Here is a 14,775-nt window from a genome sequence, read left to right as displayed (position 1 = left end):
GGTCGCTGCTCAACGGGCGGGTTGCGTGGCTTGGTCGGCGAACGCGAGTGCCGCGTCGCCGCCGTAGCAGCTGCCGTCGACGTGTCCTCCCCGGCACAGCATCAACGACACGTCGGCCCTCTTCCCGAACCGGATCGCGAACGCACGGGCGCCGGCGCCCGACGGCACCACGGTGTCGCCTGTCGAGTAGAAGAGCAGGAACCGTCGACCGTCGTACACCGACGCCGGTGCCGAGAGCGGATCGGCGCGCGCCGGTACGGTACCTCCCCAGGCGCCGGCGATGAAGTCGACGCCGCGGAGCGTCGGCGGGATCCCGGTGAGCGGAGAGACGCCCACCAGCCCATCGATGTGCGCGAATTCTTGTTCTGCGTAGAGGAGTAACGCGCCGACGGTGCCCATCGACTCGCCGACGAACAGCAACCGTCGGGTCCGGTACTTGTGTTCCGCGGCGGTGATGAGTCGCCGATAGTCGGCGATCGCGTCGTCATTGCCGAAAGAATTCCCACCGGCCGACGCCGAGGCGACGACCCATCCGTCACGCAGAAACGGCTCTGCAAAGTGTCGATGCTTCGGGTTGTGCCCGAATTCGGTGCCGTCGGAATCCATTCCGTGGAACCAGACGACGATGCCCACGGGGGTGCTGTTCTCCTGCCGGTACGCGCGCATGCCCGCGCCGAGGTCGTCGGTCACGATCCCGGCGCCGACATCCTCGACCGGCGCCGGCCGGCTACAGCCGGCCGAACCGAGTATCGCGGACAATACCAGCAGGCACAGCATGATTCGCGCACCTACCTGTCTCATCCGTACATCCTCACCCAGTCGACACTCATCTCCGCCGGTAGCGCGCCGGGACCGACCGGCCCGGGCCATTGACCGCCGACCGCCACGTTGAGCACCAGGAAGAACGGATCGTCCATCACCCATACCGATTGCGGTGGGAGGTCTTTGGGCGTGATGCGCATGACCGTCTGTCCGTCGACGCCGAGTTGAACGAGGCCGGGTTCGCGGTATGCCCAGTAGACGTGATAGCCGTCGGCCGATCCTGCCTCCGAAGGGCTCACCTGGCGTTGCACCTTCCACGGCGCTTTCGTCGACAGGTCGGTCTGTGGGCCGATGGCTCCCACCGAGTTGTTGGACCGCGTGTTCGCCTGCTCGAACAGGTCGATCTCCCCGGACTCCGGATACCCCACTACTTCGAGACTCGAGCCCAGCATCCACACCGCCGGGTGAACACCCTGGCCCTCAGGCATTTTCGCCCGTATCGCGACCAAACCGTTGGCGGTGTCGAGCTTACCGAGGGTGTCGACCCGGGCGGAGGTGATCCGTCCACCGTCGCGGCGGGCCGTGATGCGCAGATGTCCGTCTCCGTCGAGCGAAACATTCTCCGGCGAAACGGTATAGGTCTGTTGCTCCCCATTGCCCCAGCCACCCGCCCCGGTGCGGATGTTCCACATCCGGCGGCTCGGCAGCGTTCCGGCGGGACCGGTGAAATCGTCGGAGGCCACGATCCCCATGTCCGTCTGTAGCCGGATGAAGTCGTTGGACTGCGACTGCCCGTTCGCCGCCGCGGTGACACCGACGGCCACGAGCACCGCCGTGACGGCGCATGCGCCGAGTACCAGCCACCCCGGGGCCGCCACATCCCCGTTCGGGGACGCGAGCAGGTTGCCCAGGTATCGGCGTATGGCGGACAACGGATGACGGATCCATGCGGTGGTCATGACGCGCCTCCGACGTCGAGTGCGGCGTGGTCGGTGAGCAACGCGACGGGATCCGCGGTGGCCAGATCCAGCGCCCGCTGCACGGTTGCGGCATCGTGGAAGCGTTCGTCGAAAGACGCCGCGATGTCGTACCGATCCCGCATCTTCGGTGTCAGCACGGCGATGCCCCGCGCACCGACCGGGTCGCTGAACGCGATGAACCGGTGGGCGTCGAAGCCGCCGATCCAGTTGCCGTCGGGCATCGCGTCGAGGCCCATCAGATGGCTGAACGAGAGCGTGGTGGACATTGATTCCGGTTCCGGGGAGACGATTCTGGTTCGCCGTCGGGTCGCGAGTTCGCCGGCCGAGATGGCCAGCATCGCCGCGAGAGGGCGGCCGGAGTCCATGGCGCGGCGGAGTTCCTGATCGAGCGATCGCGGGTCATATGGGGCGGTGAACGGAAGGTTCAGTCCCACTGCGACATTGCCCAGGTAGCCCGCCAGACGGGGATCGTATCGGCTGGTGTCCACGACCACGTGAACGGCCGGCGACAGGGTGATGCCGACGATGTCGAAGGCCCGTGTCAGCACCGCCATGAGCAGCACGGCCACCGAGCAACCTACGGCATGCTCGTCGCGCCAGGCCTGTAGGGCGGCGAGACGATTCGGATCGAGATATCCCGAGACCGTCGCCGGCAGGGATGCTCCGCTCGACGGCGCGCCGACCGACCGCGAGACGGCGGATTCGCTCGTTCGGCGGCGTCCCGCGGCGGCCAGCTCGCCGATCGCCCGTGGTCGGGCAGCGAGGTGCCGCAACAACATCCACCCGAGACGCGGCCGGTGGTCGGGGGCCGCGGTCCATGCGGGGGTGGGGCGGGACAGACACACACTCAGGTACAACCAGAGTCGCACCACCATGCCCCCACCGAACACGCCGTGGGAAAGGTCGGTGATGAGGTAGTCGCCGGTCACATAGACGCGTAGCCCGTCGGGAGTCACCGTGGATCGACGCACCAGCGTCAGCTTGTCGCGGATGTCGAGATGGTCGGTACCGGGAAAGCTTGTCGCCCAGTCGCTTACCTCGGGGGCAAGCCGTTCCGGATCATAGATCCAGGGTGCGGCCCGGGAGGCTCGATTTCGCCACAGCCCGAGGCGATTACGCGGAGAGATCGAGGCGAGCCGGACGAGTTCGTCGGCGAGGGCGTCGCGGTCGAGCGTCGCGAGTGGTCCCAGGGACACCACGACGCGTGACTCCCCGGCGGCCCGGTCGACCAGGGTCGGAGTGGTGGCCGCCGCACGACGGTGCAGAGTTCGTGTGTTCACCATGGTTCTCGCTCTGTGGGCTGATGGTGGTACCGGAAGATGATGGTGTCGGTGTCGTCGTGGGTGCGTTGCCAGTTCGGTTCGCGATCCAGACGCCGGATCAGGGTGTCGATGGCGCCCTGCCGGAAGTAGCCGAAGTAGTCGGAGTACACCGACATCTGGCGTGGGAGAACCAGATAGAACCCGCTGCCGGCGAACCGCCCGAGGTTGTTGAGGAAGTCGACGTCCTCGTCGGTCGGGAAGCCGCGGGACAACGAGTTCTTCAGGAACACCAGGGGTCGGTCGTAGCCCGGGTTGGCCTCGGCCAGGCGGACGTAGTCGGCACTGGGGCGCTCCGGCCAGCCGGCCGGCGCCATCCGCACGATAACCGTCGATGGCTCCGCGTCGGCGAGCATCTGACGGCTCAGCGCCACTTGCGATTTGGTGATCACGTTGTACGCCCAACCGCTGTAGTAGCCGTGCAGTGCGCCGAGCGCGACCGCGCCCACCGCGATGGTGGCCGAGGTCTGCCGGAGCCGTGGAAAACGAAGGGTGCATCGTGGATTCGACGAGTCGGGAAGCAGCTCGGCGAGCGCGGCACCGACCAGGATCGAGCAGCCGATGAGCGAGTAGAGGAAGACTCGGAAGATGGCCTCGCCACCGTAGCTCTGGCCGCCGAGCAACAACACCGGGGAGAAGGCCACGATGGGTAGCGCCCAGTCGTGTTTGCGGCGGCGCCACAGGTAGACGAACGCGGCAACCGCCGACAACCAGACCGAGAACGCCACTCCGCGATCGATTGCCTCGGTGACCGACCGGGCCAGCGAATCACCCGTCGCCGAGCCGATATTCGTCTTGGCGTTGGCGAGTGGATTCGAACCGGTGAACAGTCCGTACTTCATCACCGACGACATCCGGGGCAGAAAGTACCCGAGCCACACCACCCCGCACACGACGATCAACCACACCGGCCGTACCCGGTTGATCACCGTCAGCAGGCCACAGCAGGCCAGCACCCAGACCGGGGTCAGCTGATGTGTGAAGGACAAGACCCCCACCAACGGGATCGCGAAATAGGCCGCGGTGGTGTCCCGGCGTGATCCGGCGAACAACGCGATGACGGTGATCCCCAGGAGTAGCGCCACCGCTTGCGGCGAGTAGTAGTCCTGCCCGACCCAGTTGACGAGTTCCGCGCACATCACGGCGATCACCGCGGCTCGCGCGGACAAGTCGAGCGCCCGCGACAGACTCCAGATCGCCGCGGCGAACAACACATGCATCACGGGCGCGAACCAGTGCGCGACATCGACGGGATCGACGCCGGTGGTCTCGCTGAACCATGCTGCGCCGGCGAAGAATCCCGGCCAGCGGCTGTAGATGTCCACATACGAGGGCGGTAGTGTGCCCGTCTTCGCGACGAAGTCGACCAGCCCGATGTGCTTGTAGGTCCACGCGTAGATCGGCACCTGGGTCAGCAGCGACACCGGCAGCCGGATGAGCACAATGGTCACCGCGATGGACATGGCCGCACCGCCGGTGTCACCGGCGACGATGCACGACATGAAGATCACCACGGTGATCACCAGCGCGATCGCCAACACCACGCCGCCGGGGGTGAACAGCAACCCGAACAGGCCGACGTCGGTGTGGCGCAACGTCAGCAGGGCGGTCAGGCCGAGGAGCAGCGGCACCACGAGCAGTCGCGAACGCCCGGTATCCGCGGCACGTAGCCCGCGGCGAATGCGAAAGGCACTGTACCGAACAGTGTCCCGCACCGATCCGGACTCACGCCGCGACGACAGGCCGATGCTGCCCGATCCGATACACACCGCCGCGAGTGTCGCCGTGACCCCGGTCCAGGAGTAGCTCTCCAGCCACAGCAGGCATGTTGCCATGGCGATCGGCGCGGCGAGGCCGATCGATGGGTAGAGCCCCCACCGCATGTCGCGGCCAATGCGCAACGGCCACGTCGTGGCGAGGCCGAGGCCGACCAGTAACATCGGCGCCACCAGGAGGACACGAACACCCGCGGGCAATGCCGGGATCATGCCGACGACGGCGAGGGCGCCACTGACCGCGGCCAGCAGCGGCCCGACAGGTCGCTCGGGCTGACGGATGGCGAACCGGTCGGTGGCCGCCGAGGTTGCGGGTTCGATCAGGGTAGCGATGGTACGTCCCCCTCGGCGGTATGGACCGACAGGTGCGGACCATCGAACGGAAACCGTTTGAACGGTGCGGCTTTGCGCCCCTGAGCGCGCGCGGTCAGCAGCGCGCGCGGACCGGACAGCAGTCCGATGATCTCGGCGCGCCCGGCACCGGCCCGCGCCGCCGATGCGGTCGCAGATGTCGGCGCCGCGCCCGCGGAGCGGTCGCGCACCGACCTCGCGAGGTGCGTGACGGCAAAGCGTAAGCGTGTCAACGCCAATGGGGCAAGGTGACGGTCCGTGATGACCTTGGTCATCCAGGCTCCGAGCCCCAGTCCGTAGCCTCTGGCCTGCGAGAGCAGCGAGACGTCGTCCTCGCGATGCTGATGCCACGTGATGGCGTCGGGCTCGAACACCAGGGTGTGGCCCGCAACCAGGGTCCGGACAAACCAGTCGATGTCCTCGCCGCCGCACGTGGGTGAGCCCGCGCCGAGTGCCTCGTCGAAGCCACCCAGCGCGAACGCGACGGACCGTCGTACCGCGAAATTCGCGCCGGTGCCGTAGTCGGCAACCTTGAACGGAAACAAACCCGCATGACTACTCCTGTCGGACAACCGATATGACCGCCGACGAACGGAAGACGTCCAGCCCACCCGGCTTTCGAAGACAACCTGTGCCGCCGTCCGCAGTTCGGCCGCCGGAACAAGTCCGGTGACGCATCCGACGGCCGGGTCGGTGAAGGGTCGGGTGAGGCAGGCCAGCCAGTGGCGGTCGACCACCACGTCGTCATCGGTGAACGCGACGATCTCGTATCGAGCGGCTTCGAGCCCCCGGTTGCGTGCCGCGGCCAGCCCCGGCACGGATGCGTGCACCATCCGCAGTCTGGGGTGTTCCAGTGCTTCGACATAGCGCCAGGTGTCCAACGAGGATGCCGCATTGTCGACGATGATGAGTTCGAAGTCCGGATGGTCCAGCGCCAGAATCGAGGTGACAACGCGTTTGATCGCTTCGGTTCGGTCGCGGGTGCACAGGATCACCGACACGGCGGGACGGACGTCGGTGTCGCCGGGCGGCGCTTCGGCCGCCGGACGCTCGGGCAGCCGAGCGGCCTCGCGGGTCACTTCCCGCCCGAGAATCGTTGCGCCGTCCACGCCGACGTCGATGAACCCGCGCACAGTTGTCCCGTCCCGGACCAGGAGCCGGGCACGCTGGTATCCGTCACCACCTTTGAGCGACACCAGATCCGCGAACTGGTCATGGATCTGGATCTCGCCGACCCATCGTGACGCGGTGGCATCGCCGGGAGTGTCCGACGGCAGCACCGGGTGCAGTACCTCGACGATCACGGGGTGACTCCGACGGTGGTAGGTGATGTCATCTCGAGCCCCTGTCTGCGGTGTTCGGGTGTTCTTCTGTCTTCGGATGTTCCAGGCCCGCAGCATGTCCGGCGCCTCGGAGCCAGTCGATCGAGCGGGAGGTCAGGTGATCGAGGTGGGCGCGGCTGGTGCGGGCCAGTCGTCGGCGACAGTCGGGATCGGCGATGCGCGGTGCCAGGCCTGCGACGATGTCGTGTGCGGTCACGTCGGCGAATTCCGCGACACAGTCGGCGAGTCCGGCCGCCCGCATCACCCCCGCCGACTTGGTGGAGAAGTAGGCGATGGCGAATGTGGGTGTGCCCGAGAGAAGTGCCAGCACCGCGGCGTGCAGTCGCACGGCGATCATCGCCGTCGCGCGACCGTACAGGCCGGCGAGTTCGTCGGGTGACAGGTCGGCGTCGACGTAGGTCGTGGGAATCGTTGCGTCGGTCAGCATCTGGGCCAGCCGACGGGACACCGGCCGATCGTCTTCGATTTCGGTGGGACCCAGGGTATGGGCGACCACCAGGACATGGTCGACGAGTCCGCGCGAGCGCAATTCCCGCACGGCTCGGAGTAGTTCCACGCACACTCGTGCGTCGGCGTCGTCGCCGAGCGACGGGTGGTGGCGCATCGCGATCACCACGGTCCGACCGATGGGATGGGAGAGCGCGGAGATGATTCGGGTGACTCTCACGGATGACACTGGTTTCAGCGCGTACGCCAGGTCCGGTGCGAGTTCCGCGTCGGCGAGTCCGAGCGAGCGCGCGGTGTCCAGTGACCGTTCATCGCGCACGACGGTGGCCCCGGCACCACGCAGCATTCGGCGCGCCATCCCCGCGGTCACGGGCCGGGTGTCGGGGAACGGCCCCAGCGTATGACCCAGCAACACAGTCGGAATCGACAACAACCCGGCGGTGTGGACGGGCACGGACAGGGTGAACAGGCGCGCCATGCTGACGAGCGGGTGCACCGAGGTGTCGGTGTACAGGTTGGACCCGCCGACCGCGACGACCAGGTCGGCGTCACCGAGGACCCGGGCGTAGCCCCGATGCGGGCGTCCTCGACCGGCGGTGAGGGCGGGAATCATCAGGCGGCTCAGCCAGATCGGCACATCCACTGCAGGTGACGACCGGGCCCGTCCGCGCAACTCGGTGGGCACCGGGATGGGCAGCGTCCGCACATGAGGGTGTGCGCGGCGCACATGGCGCATCGCGCTCGCCGTCGACGATTCCCCCTCCGTGAGACCGACGACGGTCACCCGACTGCCGGGATACACATGTTCGACGAGGCGGATCACGCCCGAGGTGATGGCCGAGTCGCCCTTGTTGTCGTCATGCCAAGCGTTGACCAGGACGACATGTGGCCGAGGATCGCCGGACCGGTCGGAAGTGTTGATGTTCAACGAGTTACCTCGTTCGTGGACCGTACCGACGATGCGCGGCGGCCGGCGATCAATTGTCGCGCGCCGACGGCCCCGAGCAGTGCCGACCCGACGGCCAGGCCGCCGGCCGCGCCCTCGGCGCCCCACTGCATCGTGAAGACGACAAGGACCGGCAGAACGACGACGCTCATGGTCAGGTTGGTGACCAGCAACGTGTGGGTGGCGAGCGTCGCGCGTAGCACGGCCGCCCAGGTGACAAAGGCAACCCGGCTGATGGATCCCAGGCACAGCAGTGCGAGGGTCACCCACAGCGCGCGATGATCGTAGCTTTCGCCGAAGAAGCGAAACAACAAGGGGGAGAGAATGAACAGCACGATCGTGCCGATCATGACCACCGCGGCCTGGGTGACACACCAGATGCGGGTCACGATGCGGGCCGAATCTGCTGCGGTCGGAAGGTGTTTGGTGAGTGCGGTCGCAGTGCCGATCGACACGAAGTCGAGCCCCTGAGAGATCGGGAGCATCAGGGCCAGCATCGCGCCCTCCACCGGCCCGGCCAGCCATGTCGTCAGGAACGGCGCGCCGAGGAGCGGACCCATCGAGATCAGGCTCGCCGACCCGTCGCGCAGCGCGAAACTGACGAGCGCACGCCCGTTGTGTTCGCGGACGAATCGTTCGTCGGGGACCTCGCGGTCCAACGATCGGCGGATCATCAGCACGGCCACGCCGACTGTCAGGACGGACGCGCCGAGGGTGGCGATCACGGCGCTCTGTCCCAGCGTGAGGGACAGCAGCAGCGGGACCAGGGCGATCTTGACGATCGCCGCCGCCATGTTCAGCAGCGGCAGGTGTCGTGCCGCCGAAAGCGCTGTCAGCACGGTGTCCTTCAGCGCGAAGAACGCCATGATGATCGACCCGGCGGCAACGAGGACGAGTGACATGGCCGGCGGCGGTCCGTCGATGGTGACTGCGCCGACGACGCCGACCGAGATACCGCCTATCGCGGACACGACGAGGACGGCGAGCGCGGCCTGGCGAATCAGACGGCGCCGGGCCGGGATACGCAGTGCCGGGACCATGGCGGTCAGGGCATTGCCGGGACCGGACGCGGCGACCGTGCCCGCGGTGATCATCAACGACAGCAGCGCCGTCTGCACCCCGAGCTCATGCGGCGGGATCAGCCGCGCCACCACGGTCCAGAACACGATACCGGTGACCGCGGTGAGCGCCGAGGTCGCGATCAACGACACCGAGTCGATGGCCACCGAGCCGGATACGATGCCGCGCAGCCGGTCGCGGAGCCTGGTGTGCGACTCGGCAACCGCTTCGGCGGGAGTGAGGTTCGGATCGAGAGCCGTCACAGCGCTCCAGCGGGTGTGGCCGTGGGGCGTTTGCCGGCACAGACGACGGCACGCAACAGTCGCGCGGTGGCGGCCGCCTGATCGGCCAGTTGATGGTGTGCCAGCGCGTGATCGCGGGCGGCCGCACCGAACTCGCGCCGCTGCCTGTCCGAGTCGAGTAGACGGCGGGTGGCGGCGAGCAGCCCGGAGACATCCCTCGGGTCGACGACGTATCCGGAGCGGCGGTCGCGCAACGCCTCCCGCACCCCGGCCGCTTCGTAGGCCACCACCGGAACGCCGGCCGATTGGGCTTCGACGACGCCGAGTGGCATACCCTCGACGAGGCCGGTGTGCACGAAGACATCGGCCGCACCGAGGAGTTGGTCGATATCGGTGCGTGCGCCGAGAAATCGGAGGCGACCGGTGGGAAGCCGGGCGGCGTCGGCGTGGACGGTACGTTCGTAGTCGGGATAGGCGCTGTTCGTTCCCGCGACCAGCACGGTCGAGCGCTCGTCCAGGTCGGCGGCCAGCGTGATCAGGTCCTCGATGTGTTTACTGGGATCCAGGCGGGTCGCGGCCAGGACCACGCCGTGATTCTCGTCCAACCCCAGTTCGGCTCGGAGTGCTCGGCGTCGTGCGGGACCCGCGGGCGCGAATCTCGTTGTGTCGACACCATTGGGAATGACGGTCACCCGACGACTGGCCCGGCGTCCCACCGTGGCCGCCACCGACTCGCTGACCGCGATGGTGTGGTCGGCGAGCCGGATCGCGGTGTCACGCAGTCGTCGGCCCAGTCCCGGGATGGTCGTTTCGTGCAACGTGAGCACGGCGGGCACCGAACCGATCCGGCCCGCAATCGCGGCATCGAGATGTGTCCAGTGCGAGTTCGCCAGGATCACATCGAAGTCGCCTCGTCGCGCTGTCTCGACGATCAGGCGAGGGACGGACATCGACCGGCGCAGTTCGGCGCCGAGTCGTCGCGGACTGACCCGATCACCGGCCCGGATGGACCGGGCTACCGGAAGAGCAAGCGGTAAGATCGGGAAACCCTGTGTCCGCCAGTGCTCGTACTGCTCGAGCTCGGGTGGGCAGGCGAGGGTGAGGTCGACGCCGTGGTCGGTCAACAACGGTCGCAGCCGCAGGAGGTACTGCTGCGCGCCCCACAGCCCAGGGCCCTGGTCGAGGACCAGAACCCGCAGCGTGGCGAGTTGCGATGCCGGCGGCGTCGTGGATGAGTAGTCCACGATGTGCCTTTCGAACGATGGGTGAGTGTCAGCCTGCTTGTGCGGTGAGGTCGGTGACGGGTACTCCGAAGCGCTCGGGGAACGCCGCTGCCACCGGTGTGTGGGCGCTGACCGAGGTCGACTGGACCGAACGCTCATCGAAAATCGTTCGTAAAACACGGATTCCGTCGGTCACCGCGTTGAGGTTGCTCTCGCCGTGGATGCGGTCGCGTTCGTAGCTGGCGACCTCGGTGATCCGGAGTCCGGCGCGGGCGACCCGGATGTTCATCAGGGTTTCCACTTCGAATCCGTCGCCCCATTGTGGTTCGGGCAGTGCCGGATCCGGCAGCGCAATGGTTGGCAGGCAGTGTCGCCAGAACGCGTTGTAGCCGTAGCAGAGGTCGGTGAACGACGACGCGTACATCCGGTTGACGATGGTGTTGAGGCCGAGGTTGCCCAGGCGTCGCAACCGGGTGATGTCCGAGCTGCCACCCCGGTAGGTGAAGCGCGATCCCTTTGCGAAATCTGCTCCATCACAGAGCGATTGGACGAACATCGGTATCTCGGCAGCGTCTGTCGAGCCGTCGGCGTCGATCATCACGATGATCTGACCGCTCGCTGCGGCGAATCCGCATGCCAACGCATTGCCCTTGCCCTTGCGGGTCTGAGTGATGATCCGCGCGTCGGGCCAGAGCGTCCGCGCCGTGTCGATTGTGTCGTCGGTGGAATGTCCGTCCACGACGATGATTTCGGCGATCCCGTCGGGCATGCGACGCGCGACGTGCGGGAGGTTGCGAGCCTCGTTCCGCGTGGGTATCACCACGGTGACATCAGGATGTTGTATCCGCATTCTCATTTCCCCCGAAAATGAATGCTGGTGAGGTGGTCCGGAGCGTCAGCGCCCCGGTGCGACCATCGTGGACCCTCTGGCGGTGGACCGCAACAGGGGGATTCTGGCTGCGGTTAACTCCGTTTGAACGAGATGTGTCAGGTTGGCGGTGCGGAGTATGAAAAGTGCTGGTCGACAACGGATGTGCTGGTCATGCCTGAGGAAGAGATCGGCTCGTCTCATCTCCGCGATGATGTGATTGCCCTCACTCAATGGCCCCTGATCCATGGGTTTGGGTGTCGGTTGGGCTCATACTCAACCCCATGGAATCGGGGGCCATACAATCCGACGACGTCACCGTCGTCATCTGCGTCTACACCTATCAGCGGTGGAACGACATCTGCGCGGCAATGAAATCGGTTGTTCGGCAACAGTCATTGCCATCGGAACTCATCGTGGTCACCGACCACAACGATCCGCTCGCCCATGACATCAGGGCATTCGTCCGCCGAATCGATCCGGCCGTGCCGGTGCGCGTGATCGCCAACACCGGCCCGCGCGGCCTGTCCGGTGCACGCAACACCGGTGTCGTGGCGGCTCGCACCGCGGTGGTCGCATTCCTCGACGACGATGCGATGGCCGACCCGGCGTGGCTGACCCGGATGGTGGTCCGCTACGACCGCCCGGCGGTGCGCGGGGTCGGTGGCTACGCGCGGCCGCGATGGCCGGAGGGCCGGCGACCGGGCTGGTTTCCCGAGGAGTTCGACTGGGTCGTCGGATGCAGCCATCCCGGGCAGCCGTCGCGCGTCGCGCCGGTCCGGAACTTCATCGGCGCCAATATGTCCCTGCGCCGCAACGACATCCTCGTCGCTGGTGGATTTCACACCGGCCTCGGCCGAGTAGGCACCATCCCCCTCGGCTGCGAGGAGACCGAGTTGTGCATCTCCATCAGCCGACAACGAACCGATGCAATAATGATCTTCGATCCGGACATGGTGGTGTCTCATCGTGTCACCGACGAGCGGGTCGAGCCCCGCTACTTCTGGCGGCGCTGCTACGCGGAAGGTATCTCGAAGGCGGCGGTGTCCGGCCTCGTCGGCGGCTCCGATGGACTGGCCAGCGAACGTGCCTACGTCACAAGGATTCTCCCACGCGGTATCGCGGCCCGGATAGGGGAGCTCGTCGTGGGACCCGACGGCGAGAGGCCGGTCGCCGACGGGGCACACTCACGAGCCACGCTGGCCGCGCAGACAGCGATGATCGTCAGCGGCGCACTGGTCACGACGTTTGGATATGCACGTGCGCGGATTTCTGGTACGTCCGTCCCGCAGCGTGTCGGTGATCCGATCGCCGGCACCATCGACCAGCTGTCCACCGACGACACAACACGAGTGGCCAACTGATGACACGCGCACTACGCACTGCGGCAGTGGTCATCCTCGCGGTGGCCGGTCTGGTGATCGGTGGGCCCTCATCTGGTCCCGCCCACGCGGCCGGCGGGGGCTCCGACGAATTCGCGGGGCCGGCCGGAGCCCGACCCGACAGGTCCATCTGGACCCACGATGTCGGCGGGGGAGGGTGGGGCAACGACGAACGCCAGGTCTACACGTCGAGCACCGCGAACTCCCGTCTCGATGGCGAAGGGCATCTCGTCATCGAGGCGCGCAAGGAGCAGGGCGGCATCACGTCGGCGCGGCTGACCACCCAGGGCAAGTTCTCGTTCACCTACGGCACGCTGTCGGCACGGATCAAAATGCCACGCGGCGGTGGGCTACATCCGGCGTTCTGGCTGTTGGGCGATGACATCGGGACCGTCGGCTACCCCGCATCGGGCGAGATCGACGTCGTCGAGTTCATCAACGAGGGCAGTTCCTGGCACACCGCGCTGCACGGCCCGACGGTCACCGCCACGCACTGGCAGCAGACCCGGGCCGGCGCCTTTCCCGGCGGCAATCCCGGAGACGGATTCCACACGTATTCGGTGTTCCGCGCGCCCGGACTGATCAGCATGTCGATCGACGGTCGGATGGTCAGCGTGTTCACCGCCGCCACCCTTGCCGCCGGCGAACTGTGGGTCTTCGACAAACCGATGTACGTGTTGCTCGATCTCGCTGTCGGAGGACGGTGGCCCGGGCCGGTCTCGAGGAGTACGGAGTTCCCGGCGCGGATGCTCGTCGACTGGGTCCGCTACACGCCATGACCATGCCATCCGCTCCGACGCGCACGCGATGGGTGGACATCGCCAAGGGCATGGCGATCGTGTTGGTCGCGCTCTATCATGCCGGACTGTTCCTGACCGCAGCCGATCTGGCCGACGACGTCTGGCTCGACATCAACGAGGTCTTCCGGGTCTTCCGAATGCCGTTGTTCTTCTTTGCCTCCGGGTTGTTCGCGCTGTCGGTGATCCGGCGCCCCTGGGTGTCGATGTGGAGCAGTCGGCTGGCGTTACTGGTGTGGGCGTTCCTGCTGTGGAGCGTCGTGCGGTTCGGGTTCTTCACCATCGTGGATTCACCTCTGCCCCTTGACGAAACTGCGGTCAAGCGTTTGGTGATCGCTCCGTTGTGGCCACAGACCGGACTCTGGTTCTTGCATGCGCTGGTCGTCTTCTTCATCGGGACAAAGCTTCTCGACGTTCTGCGGGTCCCGGTATGGGTCCAGGTCGCCGCCGCCACCGCCGTCTCGCTCCCGTTCTTCGCGGGCGCCGACATCGGAAACATCAGCTACGACGGCATGTTCCAGTACTTCGTCTTCTTCGTCGTCGCCTGCCATTTCCGGTCGACGATCATTCCTTCGGTGCAGCGGCGGGGGCTGCGTTCGACAGTGGTCGCCGTCCTCGTCTTCGCCGGAGGATATTCGGCAGCAGCATCTTTCGGCCTCCAGAAGGTGCCGGGGATCATGTTCCTGCTGGCCGTTTCCGCTCTGGTCGCGGGATTGCTGATCGCGCGCTCGATCGACCGCGTCGATCGGCTCGCCCGGCCAGCGCAATGGATCGGACGCCAGACCCTGCCGATCTACGTGGCGCACGTCATCATCATCGGCGCGATCACCGGACTGCTGCTGCCGCTGGCCGACACCGCGGCCCTCGACGCGCTGCGCCCCGTGCTCCCGATCCTGGTCATGGTGACCGCGGTGTGCGCGTCACTGATGCTGTGGCTCCTCGTCCGGTCGAGGCCGGTGGTGCGCTACCTGTACGAGGCGCCACCGCTGGCGCGGACGCCTCAGCGCTTGCGCACCCGCCACAGCGCCCAGCCCGCAATCCCGAACGCCACCACCGACAGCAGATCGGATTCCGTAACCCCGTGACGGGCGTCGAACGCGATGAGCGTGGCCCCCTCGAGCGGCCCGTTCCAGACGATCCACGCCAGCCCCACCGCCACCAGCACCGCCGCCGCGGGCCGACTCGGCCGCGCCAGAACCCAACCCGCGGTTGCGAACAGCAGGTTGAGAATCAGCAGAGCGTGGAACGCATCGATCGAGCGCATGCGCCCCAGTATCGGGG

Annotated in this window: 13 protein-coding genes; 3 read left to right on the top strand and 10 right to left on the bottom strand. The window is 66.9% G+C overall.

The features are described from left to right. Positions 1–9: 9 nt before the first annotated feature. The 9 genes from ACWDTI_RS21725 to ACWDTI_RS21685 form a co-directional block, all read right to left on the bottom strand. A complete protein-coding gene (locus ACWDTI_RS21725) occupies positions 10–801 on the bottom strand; it encodes an alpha/beta hydrolase (protein WP_449740201.1) in 792 nt (263 codons plus the stop codon). Next, the gene (locus ACWDTI_RS21720; RefSeq protein ID WP_449740200.1) at positions 798–1,721 is read right to left on the bottom strand and encodes a glycoside hydrolase family 16 protein; all 924 of its coding nucleotides are present in this window, start codon (positions 1,719–1,721) and stop codon (positions 798–800) included. Before ACWDTI_RS21720 ends, ACWDTI_RS21725 begins: the two co-directional genes overlap by 4 nt. Further along, positions 1,718–3,025, bottom strand: a complete 1,308-nt coding sequence (locus ACWDTI_RS21715) for a hypothetical protein (protein ID WP_449740199.1) — start codon at positions 3,023–3,025, stop codon at positions 1,718–1,720. Before ACWDTI_RS21715 ends, ACWDTI_RS21720 begins: the two co-directional genes overlap by 4 nt. Further along, positions 3,019–5,001, bottom strand: coding sequence for a hypothetical protein (locus ACWDTI_RS21710; RefSeq protein WP_449740198.1), 1,983 nt, complete (start codon positions 4,999–5,001; stop codon positions 3,019–3,021). The genes ACWDTI_RS21715 and ACWDTI_RS21710 overlap by 7 nt, the downstream gene beginning before the upstream one ends. Positions 5,002–5,156: 155 nt before the next feature. Continuing rightward, complete coding sequence (locus ACWDTI_RS21705) at positions 5,157–6,491, bottom strand: glycosyltransferase family 2 protein (RefSeq protein ID WP_449740197.1); 1,335 nt, start codon at positions 6,489–6,491, stop codon at positions 5,157–5,159. Between the two features lie 28 nt (positions 6,492–6,519). Then, a complete protein-coding gene (locus ACWDTI_RS21700; RefSeq protein WP_449740196.1) occupies positions 6,520–7,905 on the bottom strand; it encodes a polysaccharide pyruvyl transferase family protein in 1,386 nt (461 codons plus the stop codon). Continuing rightward, positions 7,902–9,245, bottom strand: a complete 1,344-nt coding sequence (locus tag ACWDTI_RS21695; RefSeq protein WP_449740195.1) for a hypothetical protein — start codon at positions 9,243–9,245, stop codon at positions 7,902–7,904. The genes ACWDTI_RS21700 and ACWDTI_RS21695 overlap by 4 nt, the downstream gene beginning before the upstream one ends. Beyond that, positions 9,242–10,468, bottom strand: coding sequence for a glycosyltransferase family 4 protein (locus tag ACWDTI_RS21690; RefSeq protein WP_449740194.1), 1,227 nt, complete (start codon positions 10,466–10,468; stop codon positions 9,242–9,244). The genes ACWDTI_RS21695 and ACWDTI_RS21690 overlap by 4 nt, the downstream gene beginning before the upstream one ends. Before the next feature lie 28 nt (positions 10,469–10,496). Next, the gene (locus ACWDTI_RS21685; RefSeq protein ID WP_449740193.1) at positions 10,497–11,297 is read right to left on the bottom strand and encodes a glycosyltransferase family 2 protein; all 801 of its coding nucleotides are present in this window, start codon (positions 11,295–11,297) and stop codon (positions 10,497–10,499) included. 302 nt (positions 11,298–11,599) lie between these two features. On the opposite strand from ACWDTI_RS21685, the gene ACWDTI_RS21680 reads away from it, so the two are divergent. Genes ACWDTI_RS21680 through ACWDTI_RS21670 form a run of 3 tightly spaced genes read left to right on the top strand, consistent with a single transcriptional unit; the run spans position 11,600 to position 14,579 of the window. After that, a complete protein-coding gene (locus tag ACWDTI_RS21680; RefSeq protein WP_449740192.1) occupies positions 11,600–12,679 on the top strand; it encodes a glycosyltransferase family 2 protein in 1,080 nt (359 codons plus the stop codon). Next, on the top strand, positions 12,679–13,476 hold the full coding sequence (locus ACWDTI_RS21675; protein WP_449740191.1) for a glycoside hydrolase family 16 protein: 798 nt from the start codon (positions 12,679–12,681) through the stop codon (positions 13,474–13,476). The genes ACWDTI_RS21680 and ACWDTI_RS21675 overlap by 1 nt, the downstream gene beginning before the upstream one ends. After that, positions 13,473–14,579 carry an acyltransferase family protein gene (locus ACWDTI_RS21670; RefSeq protein WP_449740190.1) on the top strand — a complete coding sequence of 369 codons (1,107 nt, stop codon included), beginning with the start codon at positions 13,473–13,475 and terminating at the stop codon, positions 14,577–14,579. The genes ACWDTI_RS21675 and ACWDTI_RS21670 overlap by 4 nt, the downstream gene beginning before the upstream one ends. On the opposite strand, the gene ACWDTI_RS21665 is transcribed toward ACWDTI_RS21670, so the two are convergent. After that, positions 14,495–14,758: a hypothetical protein gene (locus ACWDTI_RS21665; protein ID WP_449740189.1), complete on the bottom strand. Its 264-nt coding sequence runs from the start codon at positions 14,756–14,758 to the stop codon at positions 14,495–14,497. The two genes, ACWDTI_RS21670 and ACWDTI_RS21665, sit on opposite strands and share 85 nt — an antisense overlap. Positions 14,759–14,775 lie beyond the last annotated feature (17 nt).

The sequence above is a fragment of the Gordonia sp. NPDC003424 genome (assembly GCF_053588655.1).
This window is presented reverse-complemented; position numbering and strand designations above follow the sequence as displayed.